14 protein-coding genes are annotated in these 13,743 nt (G+C 52.7%); 4 read left to right on the forward strand and 10 right to left on the reverse strand.

The window, feature by feature from the left end; genetic code table 11:
- Positions 1-241, reverse strand: a 241-nt coding sequence (locus CAG65_RS12015) for a YbaY family lipoprotein (RefSeq protein WP_202599369.1), incomplete at its 3' end; no start/stop codon positions are given.
- 139 nt (positions 242-380) lie between these two features.
- Between CAG65_RS12015 and tesB the strand changes: the two genes are divergently transcribed.
- The gene (tesB, locus tag CAG65_RS12020; RefSeq protein ID WP_021704198.1) at positions 381-1,244 is read left to right on the forward strand and encodes an acyl-CoA thioesterase II; all 864 of its coding nucleotides are present in this window, start codon (positions 381-383) and stop codon (positions 1,242-1,244) included.
- 34 nt (positions 1,245-1,278) lie between these two features.
- On the opposite strand, the gene CAG65_RS12025 is transcribed toward tesB, so the two are convergent.
- Complete coding sequence (locus CAG65_RS12025; RefSeq protein ID WP_021704199.1) at positions 1,279-1,746, reverse strand: Lrp/AsnC family transcriptional regulator; 468 nt, start codon at positions 1,744-1,746, stop codon at positions 1,279-1,281.
- 126 nt (positions 1,747-1,872) lie between these two features.
- Here CAG65_RS12025 and CAG65_RS12030 point away from each other — a divergent pair, with 126 nt between their 5' ends.
- The 3 genes from CAG65_RS12030 (at position 1,873) to CAG65_RS12040 (ending at position 5,658) form a co-directional block, all read left to right on the forward strand.
- A complete protein-coding gene (locus tag CAG65_RS12030) occupies positions 1,873-2,940 on the forward strand; it encodes a PLP-dependent cysteine synthase family protein (protein WP_161453783.1) in 1,068 nt (355 codons plus the stop codon).
- Between the two features lie 259 nt (positions 2,941-3,199).
- Positions 3,200-3,790, forward strand: a complete 591-nt coding sequence (locus tag CAG65_RS12035) for a LemA family protein (protein WP_161453784.1) — start codon at positions 3,200-3,202, stop codon at positions 3,788-3,790.
- A complete protein-coding gene (locus tag CAG65_RS12040) occupies positions 3,790-5,658 on the forward strand; it encodes a M48 family metallopeptidase (protein ID WP_161453785.1) in 1,869 nt (622 codons plus the stop codon). Before CAG65_RS12035 ends, CAG65_RS12040 begins: the two co-directional genes overlap by 1 nt.
- Positions 5,659-5,688: 30 nt before the next feature.
- Here the strand turns inward: CAG65_RS12040 and fliJ are convergent, their stop codons facing one another.
- The 8 genes from fliJ to CAG65_RS12080 are packed head-to-tail and all read right to left on the reverse strand — an operon-like array spanning position 5,689 to position 13,669.
- Positions 5,689-6,135 (reverse strand): flagellar export protein FliJ, encoded by a 447-nt coding sequence (fliJ, locus tag CAG65_RS12045; protein WP_161453786.1) that lies wholly within the window; start codon positions 6,133-6,135, stop codon positions 5,689-5,691.
- 3 nt (positions 6,136-6,138) lie between these two features.
- A complete protein-coding gene (gene fliI / locus CAG65_RS12050; protein WP_021704204.1) occupies positions 6,139-7,488 on the reverse strand; it encodes a flagellar protein export ATPase FliI in 1,350 nt (449 codons plus the stop codon).
- Positions 7,481-8,233, reverse strand: a complete 753-nt coding sequence (gene fliH / locus CAG65_RS12055; protein ID WP_161453787.1) for a flagellar assembly protein FliH — start codon at positions 8,231-8,233, stop codon at positions 7,481-7,483. The genes fliI and fliH overlap by 8 nt, the downstream gene beginning before the upstream one ends.
- A gap of 3 nt (positions 8,234-8,236) precedes the next feature.
- Complete coding sequence (locus CAG65_RS12060; protein ID WP_021704206.1) at positions 8,237-9,256, reverse strand: flagellar motor switch protein FliG; 1,020 nt, start codon at positions 9,254-9,256, stop codon at positions 8,237-8,239.
- Positions 9,219-10,967: a flagellar basal-body MS-ring/collar protein FliF gene (gene fliF / locus CAG65_RS12065; protein ID WP_161453788.1), complete on the reverse strand. Its 1,749-nt coding sequence runs from the start codon at positions 10,965-10,967 to the stop codon at positions 9,219-9,221. The genes CAG65_RS12060 and fliF overlap by 38 nt, the downstream gene beginning before the upstream one ends.
- A 3-nt stretch (positions 10,968-10,970) precedes the next feature.
- On the reverse strand, positions 10,971-11,327 hold the full coding sequence (locus CAG65_RS12070) for a flagellar hook-basal body complex protein FliE (RefSeq protein ID WP_021704208.1): 357 nt from the start codon (positions 11,325-11,327) through the stop codon (positions 10,971-10,973).
- Between the two features lie 15 nt (positions 11,328-11,342).
- Entirely contained in the window at positions 11,343-12,674 is a 1,332-nt protein-coding gene (locus tag CAG65_RS12075) for a sigma-54-dependent transcriptional regulator (RefSeq protein WP_021704209.1), read from the reverse strand.
- Complete coding sequence (locus CAG65_RS12080) at positions 12,674-13,669, reverse strand: MotY family protein (RefSeq protein WP_161453789.1); 996 nt, start codon at positions 13,667-13,669, stop codon at positions 12,674-12,676. Before CAG65_RS12080 ends, CAG65_RS12075 begins: the two co-directional genes overlap by 1 nt.
- Positions 13,670-13,743 lie beyond the last annotated feature (74 nt).

A 13,743-nucleotide genomic window follows, 5' to 3' on the forward strand; every position in this document is an offset into this window, starting at 1 on the left:
CCTGAGCACCGTTGGTTTCAAACTGAGTGGTTGAGATAACGTCGGCAGCGACATCCATTAGCGAAACGTCCTGTAGTGAAACCGTTACAACGGCGTTGTCTGGCAAAGCCACGCGCTCACGGTAAGCAATTGTCCCTGTAATGTTTTGCATGGCCGCTTCCTTTTCAGATTCTGATGACTGACAACCGAAAAGAACCGAACCCAATACCACTGACATGACCAACAACAGTGCCTTTTTCATAAAGCCTCGCATAAAGAATTAAAATCCCAAGGATTATAGGTGCTGTTCGGTAAAGAGTCATGGTCCGACCACGGTATTGACAAGATTTTGACTGTGTAAAGTTTTGAATACTTTGACGTTGACACTATAGGCAAGAGTTATGAGTAAACCTTTAAACGAACTGTTGAGTCTGTTGCAACTGGAAAAGCTGGAAAAAGGCCTGTTTCGCGGTCAGAGCGAGAACCTCGGCTTACCACAGGTTTACGGAGGTCAGGTGATTGGTCAGGCGCTGTCTGCCGCCCGCTACACGGTTGAGTCCGATCGTACCGTGCACTCGTTTCACAGCTATTTTCTCTATCCGGGCGATCCGGAGAAGCCGATCATTTACGACGTCGAAAACCTGCGTGATGGTCGCAGTTTCAGCACTCGCCGGGTCAAAGCGATCCAAAACGGCCGGCCTATCTTCTACCTGACCGCGTCCTACCATGGTGAAGCGCCGGGTTTTGAGCACCAGATCAGCATGCCTGAGGTGCCGGGGCCCGAGAACTTTGCGTCGGAATCAGAACTGGCATCGCGCATCGCGCAGTATCTGCCTGAGAAACTGCGCCACACCTTCTGCGGTGAAAAACCGATTGAAACCCGTCCGGTGGTGGTGGTGAATCCGCTCAAACCCGAGAAGAAAGATCCCAAGCAGTATTTGTGGATCCGTGCCAACGGTGCGGTGCCGGACAATCAACTGATCCATCAATATTTGCTGGGTTACGCTTCGGACTGGGGTTTTTTAGTCACGGCATTGCACCCGCATCAGGTATCGCTGATGACACCTCATTTTCAGGTTGCCACTATTGATCACTCCATCTGGTTTCACCGTCCATTCAAAATGGACGAATGGCTGCTGTATGTGATTGAAAGCCCGACGGCGAGCAACACCCGTGGCCTGGTCCGCGGCGAGATCTACAATCGCAGCGGCGATCTGGTCGCGACAGCGGTTCAGGAAGGTGTGATGCGCTACACCAACAAATAACCACTGGCCCGCTCTCATCTGGAGAGCGGGCGCCTCAACTATGCCGGATTGGTAGTGCCGTGGTGTATTTGAGCGGTTCCATGGCAAAGGTAGACGTAACGTCTGATATCCCATCCACACTGTTGACCAGCTTTTTATAGAATTCATCAAAACATTTCATGTCTTTGACCTGAACTTTCATCATGTAATCGTACTCTCCGGCCATACGGTAGAACTCCATGACTTCAGGAAATTCCACCACCGTTTCGACAAAGCGGTGATACCACTCATGCGAGTGGTCACTGGTTTTGATCAAAACAAAAGCGGTGAAAGAGAGCTCTAGCCTTTCCGGATTCAGCAATGCAACCCGCTTTTCAATCACTCCCGATTCTTCAAGTTTTTTCAATCGCTTCCAGCAGGGGGTGGTCGTCAGGTTGACCGCTTCTGCCAAATCGTTGAGTGACAGCGTCGAGTCTTCCTGCAGCAGCGCCAGAATACGCTTGTCGGTATTATCCAGATTCATTTCTCCACCTCACCAATAAAGAGAATAATTTTCTCCAAATTCTAAAATCCATGCACAAAAAAGCAAAGCATTTCTCCATAGTAAAGGATACCTTATCATCATAATAACTCTTACGGAGAACACCCTATGTGTACCGACCACAACTGGATTAACGATGCGATTCGCAAAATTGAAGCGGATTACCAGCGCTCTGCCGACACTCACCTGATCAAGCTGGATCTACCGGTCCTGGATGGCATCGATATCTATCTGAAAGATGAAAGTACACATCCGACCGGTTCTCTGAAACACCGTCTGGCACGTTCGTTGTTTCTGTATGCGATCTGTAATGGCTGGGTTGGCCCAGACACCACCATCATTGAATCTTCGTCAGGCAGCACTGCCGTGTCTGAAGCCTATTTCGCCCGGTTGCTGGGGCTGCCGTTTATCGCCGTGATGCCTAAATGCACCGCGCGTAAGAAAATTGAACAAATTGAGTTTTATGGCGGCCAAGCTCATCTGGTTGACCGCTCGGATCAGATCTACGCAGAATCACACCGCTTGGCGCAGGAACTGGGGGGGCATTACATGGACCAGTTTACCTACGCCGAACGCGCAACCGACTGGCGCGGCAACAATAATATTGCCAACTCTATTTTCAGCCAGATGACCATGGAGCGCTACCCTATTCCTTCTTGGGTGGTGATGAGCCCGGGAACTGGCGGAACATCCGCCACCATCGGACGCTTTATCCGTTACCAGCAACACGACACCAAACTGTGTGTGGTAGACCCGGAGCATTCGGTGTTCCACGACTTTTATCGCAGTGGTAACCGTCAGTTGACTGGTGAGCGCTTTAGTAAAATCGAAGGCATCGGCCGCCCACGTGTCGAACCCAGCTTTATTCCGGGTGTGATTGATGAAATGCGTACGATTGAAGACGCTGCCAGCATTGCCACCATTCACTGGCTGGAAAACGTGCTTGGCCGTAAAGCTGGCGCCTCGACCGGAACCAATCTGTATGGTGCACTGCAACTGGCGAGTGAAATGAAACAACGCGGTGAAACCGGCTCGATTGTGACCCTCTTGTGCGACAGTGGCGAACGGTATCTGGATACCTATTATGATCAGGACTGGGTGAGAAATCACATTGGCGATTTGCAGCCCTATCTGGCCAAACTGGAAACTTTCCAAGCTACCGGCCTGTTGGACTGAAGCCCCCAGACAAAAATTTATTATGACAACGTTATGGACAATGCCCGGCTCTCGCCGGGCTTTTTTCTGTCTGGCGCCGTCTCTTGTGCGCTATTGCGCAAACAGACTCAACCTCGGATAAGCCAGGCTTATCCCAGCTTATGTATTACCCTTCTCTTGATATTGCTATTTTAAACAGCACGTTATATAAGCAAAGCTAGTCATTGATGCACATAATGGCATCACTGGATATCTCTATAACCAATAAACAGGACAACTTATGACAACGTCAATCATCGTGCTGGCTGTGATTCTGTTGGTGGTGTTTTACGCCATCGGCATCTACAACAAACTGGTCACACTGCGCAACCGCTTTAAAAACAGCTTTGCCCAGATCGAAGTGCAGCTTAAACGGCGCTACGACCTGATCCCAAATCTGGTGGAAACCGCGAAAGGCTACATGAAACACGAGCAGGAAACCTTTGAACGCGTAATTCAAGCGCGTAACCAAGCTCTGAGCGGGTTAAAAGCCGCCAGCGACGCTCCGGACAGCCAATCGGCCATCAATCAGTTAGCGCAGGCGGAGGGCATGCTGCAAAATGCACTCGGCAAACTCAGTGTAGTGGTTGAGGCCTACCCTGATCTGAAAGCCAATCAGACCATGATGCAGGTCCAGGAAGAGCTGACCAGTACAGAAAACAAAATCTCATTCGCGCGTCAGGCATTCAACGACGCGGTCACCAGTTACAACACGTACAAACAGACTTTCCCACCGGTGTTGTTCGCCGGCCTGTTTAAGTTTCAGGACGGAAAACTACTCGAGTTTGCCGATTCTGAGCAGATTCAGACAGCGCCTAAGGTAAGCTTCTGATGAATTTTGCTCAACATCAGGATCGTGCCAAAACACGAACCGGATTGCTGGTAGTGTTGTTCTTTCTCGCCTTACTGTCGATTACTGTCGTTGCCAGTCTACTGATCGTCATCGCGACGTCCTGGGACAACGGACATACCTCCCTCAATCTGAACGAGATCCTGGCCTTTGGTGCCATCAGCTTTGTCTGTGTTGCCGCGATTGTGGGCATCTCTTCCGCTTACCGCCTCCATCAGTTGTCCAAACACGGCGGACAAGCCGTTGCTGAGCAACTGGGCGGAAAACTGATTTCGACCAATACCAGCGATTTTAAACAGCGGCGACTACTGAACGTGGTGGAAGAGATGGCGCTGGCGTCGGGAATGCCGGTACCGCCAGTGTATCTGTTGGCAGAGGAGCATGGGATCAACGCCTTTGCAGCGGGCATGAGCATTGATGATGCGATTATTGGCGTGACACAAGGGGCGCTTGATACTTTTAACCGAGACGAGCTACAAGGCGTAATGGCGCACGAATTCAGCCATATTCTCAACGGCGACATGCGACTCAATACCCGGCTCATCGGCACCTTGTTTGGCATCACCTGCATGGGGTTATTGGGTCAGGCTCTGATGCGTGGCGCCATGCAGTCGCAACGCCGCGCATCACAGTTTCGCTCTTCCAATGACAAAGACAAAGGTAGCGGCGCTGGCTTGATTTTAGTGATCGCGTTGGTGCTTACCGTATTTGGCTGGCTGGGGACGCAGTTTGGCTCCATGATTAAGGCGGCCATTTCACGTCAACGCGAATTTCTTGCCGATGCCAGCGCGGTGCAGTTCACGCGAAATGATCGTGGTATTGCAAACGCGCTGAAGAAAATTGCCACCCACTCTCAACAGTCGCAATTGCAGGCAGAATCAACCAAAGAAGTCAGTCACATGATGTTTGGTCAGGCGCAGCTGAGCGGTTTATCCGCCATGTTGTACGCTACGCATCCCCCGCTGCACGAACGGATTCTTCGCATTCAACCTGACTGGGACGGAAATTTTACCGAGCACGCTCAAGTCAGTACAACAAACGATGAAGTCGCCGGACTGAGTGGCTTCAGCGCTCCCCACAGCCATGATGCACCGCTGACCTCAGAGCAGAAGAGCCAGGTTGGGCAACGGGTTATGCAGCAATTACCAGATGCGTTGCTCGAATTGGCACGTGAGCCTTACAGTGCACGCTTTATTCCGCTGCTGCTGATATTCGATGGCAGTGACGAACAGCGTGAGCTGATTGACCGCATGCTGCCGGAAGGCTCTCATCAGGAATACATGCCTTGGCTTGATTTTGAGCTCAAAGCCCATTTGCGTCTGCCGCTGCTGGAACTGGCGGTGCCTGCGCTGAAAAGCATGAGTCCAGAGCAAGTCAGCAATTTTTGTCTCGGACTGACGGAGATGGCCAAACTGGATAACCATTACGCCCTTAATGAGTGGTGTGTGATCAACCTGATGGAGAAATTGGTGTCTCCCCCAAAACACCCGGCGCCACAACGTAAGACACTGCAAACGGTAAAAGAGAGCGTAATTTGGGTACTGCGCGAGCTGAGCTGGCTCAGCCAGACCAGCGCACAGGCGTCGGCCACGGCGTATCAACGCGCGTTGCAACACCTGACGCTACCAATGACCGAGCTGGATGCCGCCAATTCGAACTGGTCGTTAACGCGTTCTGCGCTGGAACAACTGGTTCAGTTACGACCGGCAGACAAACAGCGCTTTCTAGAGGCCTGCAAAATGGTGATTGAATCCGACGGGAAGGTGTCTGTCAGTGAAGGGGAACTTTTCAGGGTCATCGCCTGTTTCCTCGAAGTGGCTGTCCCGCCACTGACGATAGATGCTGAATAAAAAATAAAGGCCACATCACTGTGGCCTTATTCATATCACGCGCTTTTTCAGTCTGGCATTGATGAGATCTTCCAGCTGCTTCTGCTCTTTGCAGGCCTGCTCATAACGCTGTTTAGTGCGCCAGCGTTCAAGCACTTTTTCCAGCCCCATCACGCGGGCGTGTTTGTGCTCCAACTGCTTCTGGACAGAAGAACACTGCGCCTGCATGACCGCCTGCTCATGCTCATGGTGACGCAACAGCTTTTGTAACATGGTGTCGACCCGGCTGAGGTTCATCAAGGTCGCGCTATTGAGCACCGGAGTATTAAGCGCAGACTGCCCTGAATGGTTCTTCAGTTTGGCTAACTGCGCCAGTTGAAGCTGGACGTGCGCATGGCGTTGCCGCATCGATTCCAATTGCTGACCGACCTGGTCGCGACGTTTTTCTTCCACCTGCTGAAGGCGACCGACCGCTCTCAGTTTGGTACCGTCATCCATGTGTTACTCCTGTCCCTGGAACAATTGCGCCAATGCACTCAGACTGGCCGGGAAATCAACCGCTTCATTGGCTGGCTGCTGAAGATAAGCCTTAAGGTGCGGATACATTGCCACCGCCTGATCCAGTTCAGGATCCTGGCCCGGTTGATACCCGCCCAACGGCAGCAACTCTTTGACCTGAAGGTAGTTAGAGTAGAGTTGACGAAACTGATTCGCCACTGTGCTGTGTGCCGTTTGTGTGCACGCGGCCATACAGCGGCTGATCGACGCATTGATGTCGATCGCCGGATAATGCCCTTGCTCTGCGAGCTGACGCGATAACACCACGTGACCGTCGAGAATTGCCCGGGCTGAATCGACAACCGGATCATGCTGGTCGTCCCCTTCCGCCAGAACGGTGTAGATCGCCGTCAGGCTACCGTGCGGGTTTTCACTGTTTCCAGCACGCTCCAACAACTGTGGCAAAATGCTGAAAACCGACGGCGGATAACCACGTGAGGCGGGCGGCTCACCCAGCGACAGAGCAATTTCGCGCTGCGCCATGGCGTAACGGGTCAATGAGTCCATAAGGAGCAAGACGTCTTTGCCCTGATCGCGAAAATACTCCCCAACACGATGGCAAAGTAATGTCGCACGCAGACGCATCAGCGGAGACTCATCGGCCGGCGCCGCAATGATCACCGCTTTTTTACGCGCTTCGGGAGTCAGATTACGCTCGATAAACTCGCGGACTTCCCGTCCCCGTTCACCAATCAAACCAACCACAATCACATCGGCTTCGGTGTTCTGTGTGATCATGCCCATCAGGACACTCTTACCCACACCACTGCCGGCCATCAGGCCAATACGCTGACCTTTGCCGACCGTCAACAGACCATTGATGGCGCGCACACCAACATTTAAAGGGGTGTCGACCGGCCGGCGCTTAAGCGGGTTGATCGGTTTGGGTTCAAGTGAAACACGATCGCCCCCCCTCAGCACCGGCCCATCGTCCAACGCATCGCCCAGACCATTGACGACCCGACCCAGCCACTGCGCACTGATCTGCACCGTGCTGTCCCCTTCCAGTGGCACCACTTTGGCGCCAGCGAACAGCCCACCCAAACGGCGAATGGGCATCAGGTACGCCACACTGTGGTCAAAGCCGACTACCTGAGCTTCAATCATGTCGCCTTCGGCGGTTTCCACCAAACAGCGCTGCTCCAGCTTGAAACGGCAACCGACCGCCTGCAGCATCAGTCCGTTGACTTTCACCAGTCGCCCGGTTACCCGGGCAACCGGAACCGAATCGAGCGAGGCAATGGCCTCGCTCAGACGTTCCGACAGGATTTCGTGCGCCCGGCTGTTACTCATGGCGACCTTCTGTCTGTGTTGGTGCTGGCGTGACCTCATCTAAGAGATGTTGCTTCACGTTATCCATACACGTTTGCAGACGTGAGTCACAGCTGGCGTCGGCTTCGGCCTCTTCCGTGACCAAGTGACAACCGCCGACCGGCAGTTCGTTGTTCGGCACCAGTTTCCAGCTCGCCGGCAAATCCGCATTGATGTGGCTGATGCGTTCCAAATCCTGAGGGTTCAGGTGTACCGTCACTTTCTCTGTTTTGCCTGGCATGGCTTCCAGCGTTTCATCCACCAGCGACAGGATTTGTTGAGGCATCAGGGTCAGTTCAGCACGAATCACCTGCTGCGCGACTTTCTGAACCAGTTCACAAATCATATGACGCTGTTGCTGCTCGCGCTCTGCCTGCCAGCGGGACAAGCTCTTAAACAGTTCACTGACTGGCTTAGTGGCTTCGACAAACATCTGTTTGCCCGACTGCTCACCAGACACAAAGCCTTTCTGGAAGCCCTCTTTCTGGCCATCCAGCAACCCTTGCTGTTTGCCCTGATCCAATCCCTGACGGAACCCTTCTTCATGTCCTTGCTCCAGCCCTTGCTGAAACCCCTGCTCCAGCTGTTGCTGAATGTCGTGCTGGTTGTCTTGCTGCCAGCCCAACTCATCGTCAAACTCGTCTGCCACCACTGGCTGAGCCAAAGGTGGAAAACGGTGCAGCCGGTAGCCAGAAGGCGGCAGATTCAATACTTTATTGGTTGGCATGGCTTACTCCACCGTCGGCTCTTCATACAACAACAACTCAATTTCGCCGCCGTCGTCCATCGTACGAACGATCTGCATGATCTCCTGACGGGCCGATTCGACTTTACTGAGAGGCACAGCACCACGCGACTGCATGTTTTCTTCCAGTGCGCTCGCCATACGTTGCGGCATGGAGCGTTTGATCGCCTGTTGCAGCGTGATATCGGCGCCTTTCAATGCCAATGCCCACAGATCCAGCGGGACCTGTTGTACCAGCAGATCCATGGTTTCTTCGCGCTGACGACCCAATACCATAAACTCAAACATGTTCTGTTCGATTTCACTCACCACATCTTCATCATGCAGCTTGAGCATTTCCATCAGACCAGCTCGGTCGCCTTCGAAACGGTTGATGATGTCCGCCGCCTGTTTCACGCCCGATAACGGAGCGCTCTGGTTGGCGGAAACTTTCTCAATACAACGCTCGATCAGCTCACTGAGATCTTTGGCAACCTGATGATCCACATCCTGCAAGCGCGCGATACGGAACAACAGTTCATCGTGATAGTCCTCTGGCAGGAACTTAAGCACTTCTGACGAGCTTTCCGGCGGCAGATAGGCCAGGAAAATGGCTTGCATCTGCGGGTGTTCATTAGTAATAAAACGCGCCAGTGTTTCCGATTCCACCCACTGCAAACGCTGCATATTGTTACGAATCTCATCGCCATACAGGTTGTTCAGCAAGCCTTTGGCCAAATCGTTGCCAAGCGCTTTGCGTAAAGTATTCGACAGATACTCTTTCGACGCGCCGCGAATACCACTGTGCTGGCGGAAATCTTCAAAGAAATTCTGAATCACGTTGCGGGCGCTGTCGCTTTTAATACCGCTCAGTTTTGCCATCGCTTTGGTCACCCGCTGGGTTTCATCGCGGGAGAAATGACGCAGCACTTTAGCCGCTGCGTCCTCACCCATACCCAGCAACACCAACGCGGTTTGCTCAACGTAACTAAGCGTCTGCTTTCGAGTGAATTTTGCTGTGCTCATTGATGTTTACCCATTGTTTCAATACTTCGGCTACGCGCTCAGGCTCTTCGTTAGAGATAAGCTGCAGATGTTTAAGTTGGATTTCCAGCGGCGAGCCCGGAGGCGGCAGCATATCGCTGGTGCTGTCGAGGCCTGAAGAGAACTCAATGCCCTGTTCAGACAGACGACGGTTAAGCGCTTCTTCATGCTCGCGCTCTTCGCGTGTTTGCAGGTTCTCGTAGACCGGTTCTTCCTGCGGCGGCTCGGCAAATTCCAGCTCCTGAGTCATACGATCTGCGCCAGTCAGGTGCATGATCAACGGACGCAGAACAAAGAAAATCATCGCCAGACCCAGCATGCCACCAATCACGTAACGCAATGGTTGCTGAACGGTCGGATCCTGCCACCATGGAATGGATGGCGCTGCATCGATTTCAATCGGCGTAAAGTTAAAGCTCATCAGGCTAAAGCTGTCACCGCGGGTGGCTTCAATGCCTACCGCATCGCGCAGCATCTGCGAGATCTGCTCTTTGTCACCATCACTCCACGCGCTGCCATCCGGGGACGCGGCTGAGTTCAGCAACACAGAAACACTGAGATTTTTCACCTGACCCTGTTGATACTGAGTACGGCGTACACTGCTGCCGACAGCGTATTGACGATTGACTTCCGAACGTGCGTTGGTGTTCTGGCTGTCCTGAGTCGGCACTTCCCCGGTGACGGCCGGTTGGTTGCTCAGCGTGCCCGGAACCCCAAGAGCAATGTTATCAATCGAGTTGTTCTGGATAGTGTGCTCGTTACGTACCACCGGTGCGTTGTCGAGGATTTCCTGCGTCTCTTCAATTTGGCTGAAATCCATATCGGCCGCGACCTGGACACGGAAGTTACTCGGACCGACGATCGGCGTCAGCATGTCGGCGGCGCGCTGGATGATCTGCTTTTCAACGTTCTTCTGATATTCCAGATATTTCGCGTTCACTTTGCCCGCTTCTGCCGATCCCACATCGGCGCTCAACAGACGGCCATATTGGTCAATGACCGAGACAAACTCGGGTTTCATGCCCGTGACACTGCCCACCACCAGATTGATGATCGCCTCAACCTGACCGGTTTTCAGATCTTCACCAGGCTTAAGTTCCAGCATCACCGAGGCTGACGGATTTTCACTGTTCTGGCGCACAAACAGGGTCTGACGAGGAATCGCCAGGTGCACACGTGCGTTCATCACAGCATTGAGTGAGATGATAGTGCGGACTAACTCACCTTCCAGACCATGACGATAACGGGCCGTCTCCATAAACTGGCTGGTGCCCAGAGAACTGTCTTCTTTCAGAGAATCCAGGCCCGTTGGCAATTGTGCTTTTACGCCTTTGGCCGCCAGCAACATGCGGATACGTGCGACTTCGCCTTCCGGCACCAGCACCTGACCGTTCTGCTCTTGCAGGCGGTAGCTGATCCCTTCGCTTTCCAGTACCGAGACAATCTCACCGGTATCAAAACGTTCCTGCTGGCTGTACAGCGGACGGAAGCTCTGAGTCGAACTCCACAGCGCGACCACGATGATTGCTGCGACAATCGCCGCCAGAACGGCCGACAACACCAGGTTGCGCTGGCTGCTCGACCAAAGCTGTTTCACTTTTGTGGTGAACTCATCCATGCCTTTCGGTGCGGATATACTGCCCGCGCCCGGATTCATAGAGGCTCCTGCTACATGAGTTGAAATGTCTGACATGATTTACACCGGCATCTTCATGATGTCTTCAATAGACGAGACCACTTTGTTGCGCACCTGCATCAAAGCATCGAACGAAAGACTGGCTTTCTGACTGGCGACCATCGCACCGACCAGATCGTCGCTGGCACCGGTTTCTACCGCCGTCATTTTCTGACTGGCGAAAGACTGATGCTGATTCACCACATCCAATACACTGGTCATCGCCTGTGAGAAAGACAGAGGTGCGTTGACCGTTTTCATATCGAGAGGATTCGCGCTGATCACAAAATCAGGCTGAACCTGGTTGGTCATCATGTCCATCTTGGCCAGCATCAGCTGCTCGGCCGATACCGCTTGGTTAATTGGTTGACTTGCCATAATACTTTTTCTCCTTTAGGCAGCCGAGCCCAGCTCCGACTGTAAATCAATACCTTGTTCGCGCATCGCCGCCAGCTTGTATCTCAGCGCGCGGGTTGATACACCAAGGGCATTCGCGGTCTGAGTCCGGTTGCCACCGAACTGACGCAGTTTGTCTAAAATGTACTGGAATTCCGCCTGCTTCTTCGCTTCGATATGACCGAACGCTTCCGAAGGCATCGCCGCAGGCGTGGACGCGGTCACTTCCACCGGCAGCATCAGATCCTGAGCTGTGATGTAATCACCATGACGCATCACCAGCGCACGTTGAATAACGTTTTCCAGTTCTCGGATATTGCCCGGCCAGTGGTACTGACTGAGCGCCGATTTGGCATCATCGGACAGGTGGCATTTGCTGCTGTCCTGATATTTGTTGATGAAGAACTGACTGATCGGCAGGATGTCTTCCCGTCGCTCGCGCAGCGGCGGCCAGTGCAGCGGCAAAACATCAAGACGGTAATAAAGATCTTCGCGGAACGTGCCCTTTTGCACTTCCTCGCGCAGATCTTTGTTGGTCGCTGCAATCACGCGGATATCCAGTTGGATCGCTTTGTGGCTGCCGACCCGCTCCACTTCACGCTCCTGAAGCACCCGCAGCAATTTGGCCTGAACCGCTGGTGACATCTCACCGATTTCATCCAACAGAATAGTGCCGCCATTGGCCTCTTCGAATTTACCGCTCTGTGAGCCAGTCGCCCCCGTGAACGCGCCTTTTACGTGGCCAAACAGCACCGCTTCCAGCATCGACTCCGGAATCGCGGCGCAGTTAACAGCAATAAAAGGGCCTTCTGCACGAGGTGAATGCTCGTGGACATAACGAGCCAGCACTTCTTTTCCGGTACCGGACTCCCCGGTGATCAGCACACTGGCACTGGTACACGCCGCGCGATGAGCCAGTTGCAATACCTGTTTGCTACGCCAACTTTCAGCAACGATATTGGCCATTGGGCGACCCAGTGCTTCCACCCGACGCAACAAATTAAGTAACTGATTGGACTCAAACGGACGCAATAGATAATCCGTCGCACCCGCTTTCATCGTTTCAGCAGCCAGAATGCCCTGCTCCTGATCCACAATCGCAATGGCAACACCGGCGTTGCGCTGTTTCTGATGGCAAGCCACCCATTCACGTACACACATGTCCGGCAAACTGGAGCTGACCAGAGTAATGGTCGCAGAAACATCGATCAGCGCACTGCGTCCGGTACGGGCATGAGTCACACGGTAGCCCGCGTCTTCCAAGACCTGGATAACCGGCTGAGCGTAATGATCGTTAGGCTCAACCAGCAAAATTTCTGTTTTCAACATCATTGAACCTTAACTGTTTCAGTGGAAGCGGCAGGCACCACACTCTCATTGTCACGAACCAGGCGCAGCGTTACCCGACGGTTTTTCGCGCGCCCCTGTTCGGTCTTATTGGTCGCCAGCGGGTAGCGGGCGCCGTGAGCACGCACTTCCAACATCTCCGGTTTCACGCCCAGCGTTTTCAGCTCTGCGGCCACAAGTTCGGCACGCTGACGAGAAATATCCAGATTAGAAACAGTTGAGCCGACGCTATCGGTGTAGCCATCGATCAGGATGCGGGTTACGCGCTTATCCGCTTTAAGGTAGCTAGTCAGTGCTTTAAGGCGACGGGTTTGCGCCGTGGATAAATTGCGCTGACCAAAGGCGAATGACAAAACCACATCCCGTGCTTCGGAATAAGACATGGCGGGCAGATTATCGCGGCAACGGGTAAAGCGACTGATGGCATCAGCAGCCTGCATCGTTGGAATAATCAGTGCCTGAGAGGCGGAAGTTTTATTTCCGCTCAGAGAAAGTTTGATCCAATGACCGGTTTGCATTGCGAGCAATAATTCATCAATGCCCTGAAGAAACCGCGCGGATTGTTTTTCATCCAGTTTTGCGCTGGACAAAGGCACGCTGGAGGAATTAACCGCCCAAGGCGGTGCCTGGTAATATAACTCACCTGAAACAAATTTCTTATTAATATTGCTCAGATCAATTTGAAAAAATAATTTATTATTGGGCAGTGCGCGGAAATAAAACTTCCCTTCCGCTACTTCCGTATGTGTCAGTTTGCATTCAAACTGGTTTCCATTATATATCCACTTCGACAAGTCCATCGGGACTTTTATGTCTTGCTCGGCATAGACAGGGAAAGAAAGGGCGAAGAGCCCTATGCAAGATAAGCCTGAATATATTAAAGCCCTCGAGTGACAGAAATATTTCTTACTTTCCTCTGACTTTTGGTTTTTATAGAAATATGCCAGCGAAAATAAATTTTTGGCATACATAATCATATTGTAATCCTAATCTGACATGGCAACCCAGCGCACAGAACCTTAGAGCAAGGCGGTTCTACAACCTTGTACTC

This window comes from Vibrio sp. V39_P1S14PM300 (assembly GCF_009904765.1).
GTDB classification, from domain to species: domain Bacteria; phylum Pseudomonadota; class Gammaproteobacteria; order Enterobacterales; family Vibrionaceae; genus Vibrio; species Vibrio proteolyticus.